The organism is Streptomyces sp. NPDC001401, assembly GCF_042895385.1.
Taxonomy (GTDB): Bacteria; Actinomycetota; Actinomycetes; order Streptomycetales; family Streptomycetaceae; genus Streptomyces.
In genome coordinates, this window is sequence record NZ_JBIAWI010000002.1 from 444,509 (window position 1) to 457,791 (window position 13,283).

Consider the following 13,283-nt stretch of genomic DNA (forward strand, 5'->3'; position numbering starts at 1 on the left):
AGCTACCGGCGAGCTATGCGGCCGTGACCCGCACCGGTTCGGTGCCGACCGTGCTGTGCCGCTCGGCCCAGTTCTCCAGAGCCGTACGGCAGGCGTGGTCGAGGTGGTGCAGCCCGGACAGGTCCAGCTCGACCGGGCGGTCCTGGGGCAGCGCCTCCAGACTGTCGAGGATCTTCGGCAGTCGCAGGAAGGTCGCGTTGCCCGACAGGTACGCCTGGACGGGGCCTGCGCCCTTGTCGACGACCTCCAGCTTGATGTGCGAGGCCTCCCAGGCGGTCTTGACGACGGCGAGGGCCAGGCCGATCAGGACGCCCTCGAACATGCTGACCGCGACGATCGACACGGCCGTGACGACCAGGATCAGCGCCTCGCCGCGGTGCTCGCGCCACAGCGACACGATCTCCCGTACGGGGATCAGCTTGGCGCCGGAGTACACCAGGATGCCCGCGAGGGCCGGGATCGGGATGTAGCCGAGGACGTCCGGCAGCAGGGCGGCGAACAGCAGCAGCCACACGCCGTGCAGCACGCGGGACGCCTTCGTCCGCGCGCCCGCCTGGACGTTCGCCGCGCTGCGCACGATGACCGCGGTCATCGGCAGCGCGCCGAGCACACCGCACAGCGCGTTGCCCGCGCCCTGCGCGATCAGTTCCTTGTCGTACTCGGTGCGCGGCCCGTCGTGCAGCCGGTCCACGGCCGCCGCGCTGAACAGCGACTCGGCGGACGCGATCAGGGTGAAGGCGACGATCGTGCCGAGCAGCCCGATGTTCGCGAGATCGCCGAAGGCGCTCAGCGGGGGCGGCTGGATGGAGCCCAGCAGACCCTGCACCTCGACGGTGGCGACAGGCAGCGAGAACGCCAGTGCGGCGACGGTCGCGAGACCCACGGCCGCGAGCGGACCGGGGACCGTGCGGACCTGCTTCGGCATCCGCTTCCAGAACACGAGGACCGCGATGGTGCCGGCGCCGAGCCCCAGTGAGGCCAGCGCGTCCGTCTGCCCGACGGCGTCGATCAGCGCGCCGGGCAGCTGGGCTATCTTGTCGAGCCCGGAGGCCGGAGCCTTCGCGTCGGCCATCGAGTAGAGCTGCCCGGCGATCAGGACGAGCCCGATGCCGGCCAGCATGCCCTCGACGACCGAGACCGAGATGGCCCGGAAGTAGCGCCCCAGCTTCAGGACGCCCATCAGGATCTGGAGGGCGCCGGTGGCGAGGACGATCACGCCGAGGGCCGGCAGCCCGAACTCCCGCACGGCCTCGAAGACCAGCACGGTCAGACCCGCCGCGGGCCCGGAGACCTGCAGGCTGCTGCCGCGCATGAAACCGGTGACGAGACCGCCCACGATGCCGGTGACCAGGCCGAGTTCGGCCGGCACACCGGAGGCGACGGCCACGCCCACGCAGAGCGGGAGCGCGACCAGGAAGACGACCAGGGAGGCGGCGAAGTCCTGCCGCAGGTGAGGGTATTTGGTCATCGTGGCGCTCACAGGGCCGCGAAGGCGTCGGAGCCGGCGTCGTGCGCCAGGACGGCGCCGGTGTGGACCTCGTAGTACCAGGCGTGCAGGGACAGTTGACGTTCCTTCAGCTTCTTCTCGATGAAAGGGTAGGAGCGCAGCCGCAGCAGCTGCGTCAGGACGTGGCTCTGCACGCCCTCGGTGACGGCCGGGTCCTCGACCGCGCCTGCCGGGCGCGGGGTCGCATGCGCGAGCCAGTCGCGCACGGCCGGTACGGCGGTCAGGTCGTCGCCGCGGACGAGGGCGCCGACGGCGCCGCAGTGCGAGTGGCCGCAGACGACGATGTCGTTGACCCCGAGCACCTCCACGGCGTACTCGATGGTGGCCGCCTCGCTGGTGGGGTGCTCCGAGGCGAACGGCGGGACGATGTTGCCCGCGGTGCGCAGCTCGAAGAGCTCGCCCGGGCGGGCGCCGGTGATCAGGGCCGGGACGACCCTGGAGTCGGAGCAGGTGATGAACAGCACCTGCGGGGACTGGCCTTCGGCGAGTTTGGCGAACTCCTCAGGGCGCTGTCCGAACGTACGGGCGTTGTCGATGAGGGGCTGCATGATGTGGTGACTCCTCCTGGCGCGCCGCGATGGCGCGTCGGTGTGGGGTGGGGCAGGACAGGTGTGGGGGAAAACTGCTCTGCTGTCAGCAGCGGAAGACCTGAAGTGCTGCCGGAGAGTGGGGCGTCGAGGGTCTCGACGCCCTGGGAGCCCGGGATACGGCCGGCTCGTGAGCGGCCGCCGGGTCCTGGACCAGTAGTCCGCGCTCGGCGTCCTCGGGTGTGAAGTCGACGGTGCGGTGCCGGTCGCGGGTGCGCAGGGGACCGGTCGGGTCCCCGGAGTAGTCGCAGTGGCGGTGCGTGACCGTCTCGTTGCGCAGAGCCTTGCCGGACAGTTTGATTCCGGGCTGGGCTTTGGCCTCTACCTGACGGATCGTGTGCGCGGGTGCGAAGGATGCGCTGGGTGCGAAGAACTGGAGGGCGAGCAGGGCGGCGGCGAGAACCGCAACCGCGGTCCGGGCCGTGGTGACTCGGAACATGCGCCCCCCTCCTGGAACTTCACGCCTCTTGTATGTACCAACGACAGCTCAACCACTGATCAATGGCGGGTCAGCTGCTGGTCAACGACTGGTCAAGAGACAGGTTAGCCGTGCAAAGTTGTTTGCAGGGTTAACTTAACGTTTCCGGCTGAAGAGAGCCTGAAATGCGCTGGTGGGGTGGCGTGAACTAGTCGATCTCGGCGAGTCGCTTGCCGTCTCGCGCCAGCGCGGTGAGCCGGGAGATCGCCCGGAAGTACTTCTTGCGGTAGCCGCCGTTCAGCATCTCCTCGCTGAACAGCCGGTCGAAGGGCAGCCCGGAGGCCAGGACCGGTACCTCACGGTCGTAGAGCCGGTCCGCGAGCACCACCAGCCGCAGGGCCGTCGCCTGGTCGGGGACGGGGCGGACATCGGTGAGGCAGACCGCCTTCAGGCCGTCGGTCAGCGCGCCGTACCGGCTGGGGTGGACCTTGGCGAGGTGGTCGAGGAGGTGCGCGAAGTCGTCGAGCGATGCGCCCGCGGTGGCGTACGCCGCCTTGGTCACCTGCTCGTCGGAGAAGGGGGCCGGTGCCTCGGGCAGGCCGCGGTGGCGGTAGTCCTCGCCGTCGATGCGCAGGGCGCGGAAGTGGGCGGACAGGCCCTGGATCTCGCGCAGGAAGTCGGCCGCCGCGAAACGGCCCTCGCCGAGCTTGCCGGGGAGGGTGTTGGACGTGGCGGCCAGTGCCACACCGGCGTCGACGAGCCTGCCGAGCAGGGTGGAGACAAGGACCGTGTCGCCGGGGTCGTCGAGCTCGAACTCGTCGATGCACAGGAGGCGGTGGCCGCTGAGCGTCTGCACGGTCTGCTGGAAGCCCAGGGCGCCGACCAGGTTGGTGAGCTCGACGAACGTGCCGAACGCCTTGAGCGCGGGCTCCGCCGGGGTGGCGTGCCAGAGGGAGGCGAGCAGATGGGTCTTGCCGACGCCGTAACCGCCGTCGAGGTAGACGCCGCGGGGGCCGGCCGGGGGCTTGGACGCCTTGGGCTTTCCGAACCCGAAGAAGCCGCGCTTTCCGCCGCCGACGGCGTGCGCCCCGCCGAGCCCGCCCGCGAAGCCCTCGAGGACCCCGACGGCCTCGGTCTGGCTGGGCTGGTTCGGGTCCGGTATGTAGGTGCTGAAGCGGACCGAGTCGAAGCGCGGCGGCGGCACCATCTCGGCGACCAGGCGGTCCGCGGGGACGTGCGGCGCACGGGCGCACAGGGACAGCGGGGCCGCGTCGGCTATCGGGCTGAGGCCGGGGGCGGAAGGGGAGGACGACACGGTTCCCCATGCTAAGGGCCGTGCCACACTGCACGACATGCGACGCCTGTTCCCTGTGACCGACGAGACAGTGCCGAAGACTCCCGGAACTCCCGGTGAGGAGGGTGTGTCCGGTGAGGCCGGTGTTCCCGAGGCCCTGACCGACCGCGAGTGGAGCCTCGCCGAGCTCGCCGCCGCCTACGCCTACCCCGAGCCCACCGCCGGTGGACGGCCCGTCCCGTGGCTGCGGGCCAACATGGTGTCCACACTCGACGGTGCCGCCCAGCACGACGGTCGGTCGCAGCCGATCTCCAGCGCGACCGACATGCGGATCTTCGGCACCCTGCGCGGGCTGGCGGATGTCGTGGTCGTCGGTGCGGAAACGGTACGTCAGGAGGGGTACCGGCCCGCACGCGCGCGTGCGGAGTTCGCGGCGCGGCGGGAGGCGGCCGGACAGGCGCCGGCGCCCGCGATCGCGGTGGTCAGCGCCGGTCTGGGCCTGGACTTCTCCCTTCCGCTGTTCACCTCGCCGCTGGTGCCGACCCTGGTCCTCACGGGCGCCGCTGCGCCTCCCGACCGTGTCGCCGCCGCAGAAAAGGCCGGCGCCCGGGTGGTGATCGCCGGCGACGGCGTCGGCGTGGAGCCCGCCCGCGCGGTCTCGGCCCTGGGCGACCTCGGGTACACCCGGCTGCTGACCGAGGGCGGCCCCCGGCTGCTCGGCCAGCTGGTGGCCGCCGGGGTGCTCGACGAGCTCTGCCTCGCCATCTCTCCGATGCTCACCGCCGGCGACGCGCAGCGCATCGCGGGCGGGCCGTCGGTCCCGGTTCCGCAACGCTTCGTCCTCGCGTCGCTGCTGGAGGAGGAGGGGTTTCTCTTTGCCCGCTACCAGCGGTCCTGAGAATCGTTCAGCGGTACCGCCGGTCCCGAAATCGGCGGAATCAACCGTTCCGCTTAGCTTCGGGCGGGCACACTGAATCTCGCAGTCCCCGTGACACCACGGGGCAGGATGGTTTCCGCAGAAGGGGCGCCCGGTGTTCACAAGCGTATTGATGATCGAGAAGGCCCTGACGTCCGCAGACGTGGAGTTCGTCACGAGCTTGCACGGGGACGAGGAGGTCTTCTTCCACGTGCTGCTCCAGCCCCGCGGCGACCAGGCGGACCGCCTGCTGCGGGCCATCGACGATGTCGCGCTCGGCGAACTGGACGAAGTCGCGCGCGAGCGGGACGTCCCTGAAGGGGCGGCCGCGAAGGATTTCGGTGAGCGGGCGCTCGAGGTGTCGCTGCAGGCGCTGACGGCTGCTGGGAGCGGGGCGGAGGGGCGGCTGATCGAGGATCATCCGTTGGATGCGTTGAAGGCTCTCGTCGACGAGATCGACGCCGATGAGGTCATCGTGCTGACGGATCCCCACTACGTGGAGGAGTTCTTCCATCGGGACTGGGCTTCTCGGGCTCGGCACAAGGTGGGGGTGCCGGTGCTCAAGTTGTTCTCGCACAGCGAGGTGTAGTTCTTCGAGTACGGGCGCGTTGTTGCTGGTCGCGCCCACGCGGCGGAGCCGCGAATTGATACAGCCCCGCGCCCCTGGATGGGTGCAGTCACCTTAGGCAATAGGCTGGGGCGCTGAACATTCCGCCGTATCACCGCGCACAGGGAGACACACGCATGGCACCCGGCACCCTTCCTCCCGCCATGGACCGACCGCACTTCATCGGCATCGGCGGCGCCGGGATGTCCGGGATCGCGAAGATTCTCGCGCAGCGGGGAGCCAAGGTGGCCGGCAGTGATGCCAAGGAGTCCGCTACCGCCGAGGCGCTGCGGGCGCTGGGGGCGACCGTGCACATCGGGCATGCGGCGGACCACCTCGCCGACGACGCCAGTTGCGTCGTCGTGTCGTCGGCGATCCGCAAGGACAACCCGGAGCTGGCCCGCGCGGCCGAGCTGGGCATTCCGGTCGTGCACCGCTCGGACGCCCTCGCCGCGCTGATGGACGGCCTGCGGCCGATCGCGGTCGCCGGTACGCACGGCAAAACCACCACCACCTCGATGCTGGCGGTGTCGCTGAGCGAGCTCGGCCTGAACCCGTCGTACGCGATCGGCGGCGACCTGGACGCCCCCGGCTCCAATGCCCTGCACGGCGAGGGCGAGATCTTCGTCGCCGAGGCCGATGAATCGGACCGCAGCTTCCACAAGTACGCGCCCGAGGTCGCGATCGTCCTCAACGTCGAGCTCGACCACCACGCCAACTACGCGTCCATGGACGAGATCTACGAGTCCTTCGAGACGTTCGCCGGACGGATCGTGCCCGGCGGCACGCTGGTGATCAACGCGGACCACGAGGGTGCGCGCGAGCTGACGCGGCGGGTGTCCGGTTCGGTGCGGACGGTCACGTACGGCGATGCGGAGGACGCCGACGTACGGGTGCTGTCGGTCGTCCCGCAGGGGCTGAAGAGCGAGGTCACGGTCCTGCTGGACGGGCAGGAGCTCACCTTCACTGTCTCCGTTCCCGGGCGTCACTACGCGCACAACGCCGTGGCCGCGCTCGCGGCGGGCGTCGCGCTGGGTGTCCCCGCGGCAGAGCTGGCGCCGGCCCTGGCCGCGTACACCGGTGTGAAGCGGCGCCTGCAGCTGAAGGGTGAGGCCGCCGGTGTCCAGGTCATCGACTCCTACGCCCATCACCCGACGGAGATGACCGCCGACCTGGAGGCGATGCGCGCCGCGGCGGGCGAGGCCCGGATCCTGGTCGTCTTCCAGCCGCATCTGTTCTCGCGGACGCAGGAGCTCGGCAAGGAGATGGGGCAGTCGCTGGCGCTGGCGGACGCGTCGGTCGTCCTCGACATCTACCCGGCCCGCGAGGACCCGATCCCCGGCGTGACCAGCGAGCTGATCATCGACGCGGCGCGGGCCGCGGGCGCGGACGTGACGCCGGTCCACGACAAGGCGGACGTGCCGGAGGCCGTCGCGGGAATGGCGAAGGCGGGTGATCTCGTTCTCACCATGGGCGCGGGCGACGTCACCGACCTCGGACCGCGCATCCTGGACCGTCTCGCGAAGTAAGGGGCTGAGCTTCATGTCGTACGACGTCGAAAAGCCGGACGAGCAGTGGCGTGCGGAGCTGACCCCGGCCGAGTACGCCGTGCTGCGCCAGGCTGCGACCGAGCCGGCCTTCACGGGTGAGTACACCGGCACCAAGACGACGGGCGTCTACTCCTGCCGCGCCTGCGGCGCCGAACTCTTCACCTCCACCACGAAGTTCGAGTCGCACTGCGGCTGGCCGTCCTTCTACGACCCGAAGGACACCGACGCGGTGGAGCTGATCCAGGACCGTTCGCACGGGATGGTGCGGACCGAGGTGCGGTGTGCTCGGTGCGGTTCGCATCTTGGGCACGTGTTTGAGGGCGAGGGGTATCCGACGCCTACGGATCAGCGGTACTGCATCAACTCGATCTCGCTGCGGTTGACGCCGGACGAGGAGTGAGGTGCGAGCCGTGAGCTCGAGTATCCGCATGGCAGCCTGATCGGCCACGGGCGGATACATCGCGTTCCACCATCCGTCCGCGGCACAGCAGCGGGGAGCTGGTTTGCCGGCCGGTGGCCACACGGATGTGCGAGGGGGAGTGCCACCGGCCGGCGCCGGTCATGGTCGTCCTCGACGGGACCGACCCGACGGGGGATCAGAGGGGGTCGGCAGCCGTCACCGGCGGTACCGCCCCGGTAGCGGCCGGAACCTGCGGGGGATGGCTCCCGCCGGCCGACGCACATGGTTCCAGCAGGGCGTAGCAGGCCAACCACGGTCCCGATCTGCCGGGTCACGTGCAACCCGGCGGCGTTCGCGTGATGGGCCAGAGCCGCCGGACGGACCTGGTGGCGGTCGAAGAACTCACCGACGACCAGACGACCGGTGGGCTTGAGCACCCGGCGCAACTCCTGGAGCGCGGCCGGGAAATCCGGGATCTCACCCAGTGCCGTGACCAGGTAGGCGGCGTCGAAGCTCGCACTCTCGTAGGGCAGGTGCCGCGCGTCGGCCAGCGTCGGGACGATGTTGCCGATGCCCCGGTCGGCGGCACGGCGCATCACATGGTCCAGCATCTGCTGCTGGATGTCGACGATCTCCAGCGTGCCCTCAGGGCCGAGCTGGGGAGCGACTTCCAGCGCCTGCAGCCCGGTACCGGGGCCGATTTCCAGGACGCGCAGGCCGGGCTGTGGCCGGAGCAGGCCGTTCAGCCGCTCCTGGGTGAGGAACGGCAGCGGCAGATCGAGAATCCAGTGCTGTGCGTAGGGGTACGGCGCGGAGTCGGACGCCCACCAGGCGGCAGCGGCTGCCGCCGCCGATACGCCCGCCAACGCCCAGGCACCCGCCTTGCTCCGGGGAACACCGAACCGTGAAGAGAGTCGTTGCCGCGGCGAGCGGTTCCGAGCCCTGGCGGCGCCCGGCGCACATGCGGCAACACCGGCCACATATCGAACAAATATGGCTTCGCATTGCAGCGTGGATTCGCCGTTGGGTTTCCCCAAGGCGGTGTGGGAGTTCCAGGACGACGAGAGAAAGTGGACACGATGAATCAAGGGACCCCGGTGCCCGAGCGCGCCCAGTTCGACCTGACGCTCACCGATGGCGAACGGAATGAGCTGGGGCAGGTGGCGGCCCTCCTGGCCGATGCCGGGCGGCGCCAGGTCGACGACCGGGAGTGGCTCGCACAGGCCCGGGAGCTGACGAGCCGGCTGCCCCTGCGGCTGCGGGAGGTGGTCCGCCGGTTCCGGCACGACCCGGGCGACGACGCGGTGATGGCCCTGCGGAACCTCCCGGTCGGCGACCCCGGCCTGCCCGCGACGCCGACCGTCGCGGAGTCGGTGGAACGCACGGCGACCGTACCAGCCGCCGTCGCCGTACTGATCAGCCTGTACCTGGGCGAAGTCGTTGCCTACCGCGACGAGAAATCCGGCGCGCTGGTGCAGAACGTCGTACCGGTGCCGGGGCGGGAGGAGTCCCAGAGCAACGGCGGCTCGATCCCGCTCGAACTACACGTGGAGAACGCGTTCCACGCTCACAGACCAGACTTCGTCGGGCTGCTGTGCCTGCGCAACGACCATTCCGGGACGGTCGGCACGCTGGTCTCCTCGGTGCGCCGGGCGGCCCGGCTCCTTCCGGACGACGTCCGGGACGTTCTCTTCGAGCCGCGCTTCGTGACAGAGGCCCCGCCCTCGTTCCGGTCGGCGAACTCGACGGAGGGACACCCCGTGCTGGATGGAATACCGGACGACCCGAACGTCCGCGTGGACTTCAACGCCACCTCGCCGCTCGACGACACCGCGAAAGACGCGCTGGAACTGTTGCGCGCCGCGTTCCTGGAGGTGTCCGCGTCCCTGGTGCTCCAGCCCGGCGAAATGGCGTTCCTGGACAATCACATAGCGATCCATGCAGGCCGCACACGACATGCGCGAGGCCTTCCCCGACGGGCAGATATACGTTGATCTCTGCCGTGCGGATGGGGAGCCCAAGGAGACCGAGGAAGTCCTGGTCGCCCTTCTGAGTGCTCTCGGTGAGAGGCCTGATGCAGGCCGGGAGAGCCTGGACGACTTGATAAGGCTGTTTCGCGCCGCAACATTCGGCAAGCGGGCCCTCGTGTTCCTCGACAACGCTGTCGGCGATCTAAAACTGGAGTCACTTCTGCCGAACACGGCGGAACCCACTGTGCTCATCACCGGGCGCACCCGAATGGTCAGCATTTCCGAGGCGAACACCCTCGCGGTGGACCCCATGGACGATGTCGATGCGTTGCTGCTGCTGTCGAAGGTGGCGGGAGAGGGGCGAATAAGCCCTACTTCGTGCGAGACCCAGAAAATCATCGCGCACTGTGCCGGCTTGCCGCTGGCATTGCGTATTGTGGGAACCCGTCTCGCGGCCAGGCCTCAATGGTCCGCCTCCCGGCTCGTGGCTCGGCTGAGTAATCCCCGCACCAGGCTTGATGAATTGCGCGTGGGAGATCTCGACGTAAGGCGAAGCCTGTATCTGTCCGTGAATCGACTGCCGTCGGAGACTCGGGAATTCCTGTGCCATCTGGCGCGCACGGGTCGAGGGGCGATTTCCCCGGCGGAGATCGCTGTGGAGGACATCCCGGCGGTCGTCCACACAACTCCGCCGCCGCGGCCATGGACGCGCGCCGTCACCATGCTGGCGACCAGCCCGGTCGGACTACACATGCTTGGACAGCCGAGCACGGTGTGTCAGTGAAACACAGATCACCGCGGTCGCGGCCCACACGATGGCAACGGCCGTCGGGCTGTACGACGTAAGTATCAAGGAGGTGACAGTGGCGGCGACAACCGTGGTCGCCAGGAGCCGGACGGGGACGCGTTGATGGTGTCGCAACCGATCTTCGAGTACCTCGTCGATGATTTCACCGACCCGGTCGTCGATGGCGTCGCCATAGCGGGCGAGGAACTGGTCGACATCGTGTTCGCCGGGTCGTGCCGGCTCGCCGGCAACGGTCAGTTGCTGCTCTGTCATACCTCCACTGTGCCGCTCGAGTTCGTCGGCGTCGGCCACGCGAACCCACCGGCTCGTAGGCGGGTTATCCCTACCCCTCATCTGTCGGATCTCCTCGCTGACCTGCTCGCATCGGCTCGGCTACGGTCCTGTCGACGGAACAGCGTGAGACAGGGAACACCTCGTCCTGCTCTCACGGAACGAGAGTCGGGCGATGAGTTGACAGGAAACACTGCTCAGTATGTTCACGACGGCGACGGCGACGGCGACGGCGACGGTGCCGGCACGCCAACGCCGGACTTGACGGTGCCCCGCAGTCCGTTACGGGCGCTGACGTCGTCGGCTCTGTGGCGGGTCTGCGCACATCTGGCCCTGGACGGCGTCATGGCCACGGCCGGCCTGGTCGTGCTCACGGTGCTGGGAACGGGTCTGTGCGCGGTGCCCTTCGGACTGGTGGGGCTGCCCGTCAGCGTGGCGGCGGGGTGGGCCCTCTACCGGCTCGCGGCCCTGGAACGCCTGCGCTTCGCCGTCACCTCCGGAGTGCGGATCTCCGAACCGCCGCAACCACCTTGCTCCTGGCGGTCGTTCCAGTCGATGGTGGCGCTCGCGCGCAGCCGTTGCACCTGGCGGCTGATCACCTACTTCACCCTGCTGACAGGGGTGTCGATGGTGACCACCGTGGGCGTGGCGCTGGTTTGGGCGGTACCCCTGATGTTGGTGCTGCTGCCGGCCTACTACCGGTTCCTTCCCCGGGGACAGGTGGGGGTGGGGCCGTGGATACTGGCAGGCCTGCCCTCGATGCTCCTGATCGCCGCACTGGCGCTGCTCTTCGGTGCGTTCGTCTCCCCGTTGTTGGTCAGGCCGCTCATGGCGCTCGACCTCTTCCTCGGGCGCACGCTGCTCTCGCGTCCCCCGGGCATGGAACTGATGGAACGAGTCAAGGATTTGACCGAAAGCCGGGCCCGTGTCGTCGACGCGGCCGAAGCGGAACGACGACGCATCGAGCGTGATCTCCATGACGGGGCGCAGCAACGGTTGGTGGCCATGTCGATGACCCTGGGGCGGGCCAGTTCCCGGCTCAAGAAGTCGGGGGACGAGATGACCGGCAAGCTCGTGGAGGACGTACGCCGCGAGACGCTGTACACCATCACGGAGTTGCGTAACCTGGCGCGCGGCCTGCATCCCCCGGTGCTCACCGACCGAGGTCTGGAAGCGGCGCTCTCCGCAGTCATCGCCTTGGCGCCGGTACCGGTGCGACTCGATGTCGAGGCCGAGCCGCGGCCCTCGGCCACCGTGGAAGCCGTCGCGTACTTCACGGTGTCGGAGGCGTTGACCAACGTGGCCAAGCATGCCAGGGCCAGTCGTGCGTGGGTGAACATCAGGCGGGAGGGCGACCTGCTCACCATGACGATCGGCGACGACGGGCAGGGCGGAGCGGATCCCGCCCGGGGCAGCGGCCTTTCCGGCCTGGAGGGCCGGATCTCAGCGGTGGACGGCCGGCTGCGCATCGACAGCCCCGTCGGCGGACCGACCGTGATCGAGGTGGAGATTCCATGCGGGTAGTGATCGCCGAGGATTCCGCGCTGCTGCGTGAGGGAATCGTCCTGCTCCTCACGGAGGAGGACATCGATGTGGTCGCCGCCGTAGGCGACGGAGAGGCGCTCTTGCGTGCCGTGGCCGAGCACGAGCCCGATGTCTGTGTGGTGGATGTCCGTATGCCGCCCACGTTCATCGACGAGGGGTTGCGGGCAGCGCTCGTCATCCGGAGCCGGTGGCCGGACGTCGGCGTGCTGGTGCTGTCGCAGTACGTGGAGGAGCGGTACGCCTTCGATCTGATCGACAGCAATGACAACGGCATCGGCTACCTGCTCAAGGACCGTGTGTCCGACGCCGCCGAATTCGTGGATGCACTGCAGCGCATCAATGCCGGTGACACCGTGCTGGACCCCGAGGTGGTCAAACAGTTGTTGGCGCGCAGTCGGAAGCGGGACCCTCTGGCGTCGCTGACGCCCCGAGAGCGGGAGGTCCTCAACGCGATGGCGGAGGGCCGCTCGAACCAAGGCATCGCGACGGAACTCGTCATCGGTGCCGCTGCGGTGGAAAAGTACATCCGCAGCATCTTCACCAAATTCGGCTTGCAGCCCGAAGCGGGGGACCACCGCCGGGTGCTCGCTGTTCTACGCTATCTGGGAGCTTGACAAAGTATGGCATCGAAAAAGCGTCGTGGAATCATTTACGGCGGTCTCGCCGTTCTCGTCGCGGTCATTGCTCTCGCCGGCTGGGGCACCGTCGAACTGCTGCGCCCGAACCACCCCTATTCCCATTCCTGGCAGGCCGACGCGAGTGGCCGGAAACTGCTGGAGGTGCACACCGGCGGTATGGGCGTCTCCCTGAGCCCCGGCGATTCGTCACACCTCGAGGTCAAGGCCACCGGAGGGTATGACGACAGCGCTCCCCGGGTCTCGGTCAAGCCGTCCGGGCAGGGCCTTTCCGTCGTCGGTACGTGCCCCGGCGGCGGTTGTTCGGTGCAGCTCCACATCAAGCTGCCGGCGGACCTGGCTGTCAAGGCGGACACCGGTGGCCCGGCGATCTCCGTCAGCGATCTGAAGGGGCGGCTCGATCTGCGGACGGGCAGCGGGGCCATCGACGTGGACAACGCGTCCGGTCCGCTGAACCTGCACACCGGTGACGGCGCGGTGACCCTGGCCGACAGCCGTTCCGCCAGCGCCAGCGTGACCACCGGCGCGGGCGCGGTCGATGCCGGCTTCGTGAGCGCTCCGACCAACGTGAACATCGCGACCGGCGACGGAGCCGTCGACCTGCGCGTGCCGCACGGTTCCCGCTACTACATCGACGCCACGAGTTCCGACTCGACGCCCGATGTCAAACTTCCGGTCGACCGGAACGCTTCGCGCCAGATCACGGTCAAGACCCACAGCGGAGGAATCCAGGTGCACTGAGGGGGCACTTCACTGCCGCTCCTTTCCCTCGCCGA

Annotated in this window: 14 protein-coding genes; 9 read left to right on the forward strand and 5 right to left on the reverse strand. The window is 69.0% G+C overall.

Translation table 11 applies throughout. The features are described 5' to 3' along the window. Nucleotides 1-13 precede the first annotated feature (13 nt). The 4 genes from ACFY10_RS09650 to zapE form a co-directional block, all read right to left on the reverse strand. On the reverse strand, nucleotides 14-1,468 hold the full coding sequence (locus ACFY10_RS09650) for a SulP family inorganic anion transporter (protein ID WP_390664506.1): 1,455 nt from the start codon (nucleotides 1,466-1,468) through the stop codon (nucleotides 14-16). An 8-nt stretch (nucleotides 1,469-1,476) separates the two neighbouring features. Further along, on the reverse strand, nucleotides 1,477-2,055 hold the full coding sequence (locus tag ACFY10_RS09655; protein ID WP_390664507.1) for a carbonic anhydrase: 579 nt from the start codon (nucleotides 2,053-2,055) through the stop codon (nucleotides 1,477-1,479). A gap of 85 nt (nucleotides 2,056-2,140) precedes the next feature. Beyond that, nucleotides 2,141-2,533: a hypothetical protein gene (locus ACFY10_RS09660; RefSeq protein WP_390664508.1), complete on the reverse strand. Its 393-nt coding sequence runs from the start codon at nucleotides 2,531-2,533 to the stop codon at nucleotides 2,141-2,143. Between the two features lie 187 nt (nucleotides 2,534-2,720). Beyond that, the gene (zapE, locus tag ACFY10_RS09665; protein ID WP_390664509.1) at nucleotides 2,721-3,827 is read right to left on the reverse strand and encodes a cell division protein ZapE; all 1,107 of its coding nucleotides are present in this window, start codon (nucleotides 3,825-3,827) and stop codon (nucleotides 2,721-2,723) included. A gap of 37 nt (nucleotides 3,828-3,864) precedes the next feature. On the opposite strand from zapE, the gene ACFY10_RS09670 reads away from it, so the two are divergent. The 4 genes from ACFY10_RS09670 to msrB all read left to right on the forward strand — a co-directional run bounded on the left by ACFY10_RS09670 (nucleotide 3,865) and on the right by msrB (nucleotide 7,279). Next, a complete protein-coding gene (locus ACFY10_RS09670; protein ID WP_390664510.1) occupies nucleotides 3,865-4,704 on the forward strand; it encodes a pyrimidine reductase family protein in 840 nt (279 codons plus the stop codon). 151 nt (nucleotides 4,705-4,855) lie between these two features. Then, on the forward strand, nucleotides 4,856-5,311 hold the full coding sequence (locus ACFY10_RS09675) for an indole-3-glycerol phosphate synthase (RefSeq protein ID WP_390664920.1): 456 nt from the start codon (nucleotides 4,856-4,858) through the stop codon (nucleotides 5,309-5,311). A 155-nt stretch (nucleotides 5,312-5,466) separates the two neighbouring features. After that, on the forward strand, nucleotides 5,467-6,858 hold the full coding sequence (gene murC / locus ACFY10_RS09680) for a UDP-N-acetylmuramate--L-alanine ligase (protein WP_390664511.1): 1,392 nt from the start codon (nucleotides 5,467-5,469) through the stop codon (nucleotides 6,856-6,858). A gap of 13 nt (nucleotides 6,859-6,871) precedes the next feature. Then, nucleotides 6,872-7,279, forward strand: a complete 408-nt coding sequence (gene msrB, locus ACFY10_RS09685) for a peptide-methionine (R)-S-oxide reductase MsrB (RefSeq protein WP_390664512.1) — start codon at nucleotides 6,872-6,874, stop codon at nucleotides 7,277-7,279. Here msrB and ACFY10_RS09690 read toward each other — a convergent pair. Further along, nucleotides 7,225-8,145 (reverse strand): class I SAM-dependent methyltransferase, encoded by a 921-nt coding sequence (locus tag ACFY10_RS09690; protein WP_390664513.1) that lies wholly within the window; start codon nucleotides 8,143-8,145, stop codon nucleotides 7,225-7,227. The two genes, msrB and ACFY10_RS09690, sit on opposite strands and share 55 nt — an antisense overlap. Before the next feature lie 213 nt (nucleotides 8,146-8,358). Here ACFY10_RS09690 and ACFY10_RS09695 point away from each other — a divergent pair, with 213 nt between their 5' ends. From ACFY10_RS09695 to ACFY10_RS09715, 5 genes are all read left to right on the forward strand, one after another. Further along, nucleotides 8,359-9,273: a TauD/TfdA family dioxygenase gene (locus ACFY10_RS09695; protein ID WP_390664514.1), complete on the forward strand. Its 915-nt coding sequence runs from the start codon at nucleotides 8,359-8,361 to the stop codon at nucleotides 9,271-9,273. Further along, nucleotides 9,218-10,033, forward strand: a complete 816-nt coding sequence (locus tag ACFY10_RS09700; protein ID WP_390664515.1) for an NB-ARC domain-containing protein — start codon at nucleotides 9,218-9,220, stop codon at nucleotides 10,031-10,033. Before ACFY10_RS09695 ends, ACFY10_RS09700 begins: the two co-directional genes overlap by 56 nt. Before the next feature lie 126 nt (nucleotides 10,034-10,159). Beyond that, a complete protein-coding gene (locus ACFY10_RS09705; protein WP_390664516.1) occupies nucleotides 10,160-11,851 on the forward strand; it encodes a sensor histidine kinase in 1,692 nt (563 codons plus the stop codon). Continuing rightward, entirely contained in the window at nucleotides 11,842-12,486 is a 645-nt protein-coding gene (locus ACFY10_RS09710) for a response regulator (RefSeq protein WP_390664517.1), read from the forward strand. The genes ACFY10_RS09705 and ACFY10_RS09710 overlap by 10 nt, the downstream gene beginning before the upstream one ends. 180 nt (nucleotides 12,487-12,666) lie before the next feature. Beyond that, on the forward strand, nucleotides 12,667-13,248 hold the full coding sequence (locus tag ACFY10_RS09715; RefSeq protein WP_390664518.1) for a DUF4097 family beta strand repeat-containing protein: 582 nt from the start codon (nucleotides 12,667-12,669) through the stop codon (nucleotides 13,246-13,248). The last annotated feature ends 35 nt before the right edge of the window (nucleotides 13,249-13,283 follow it).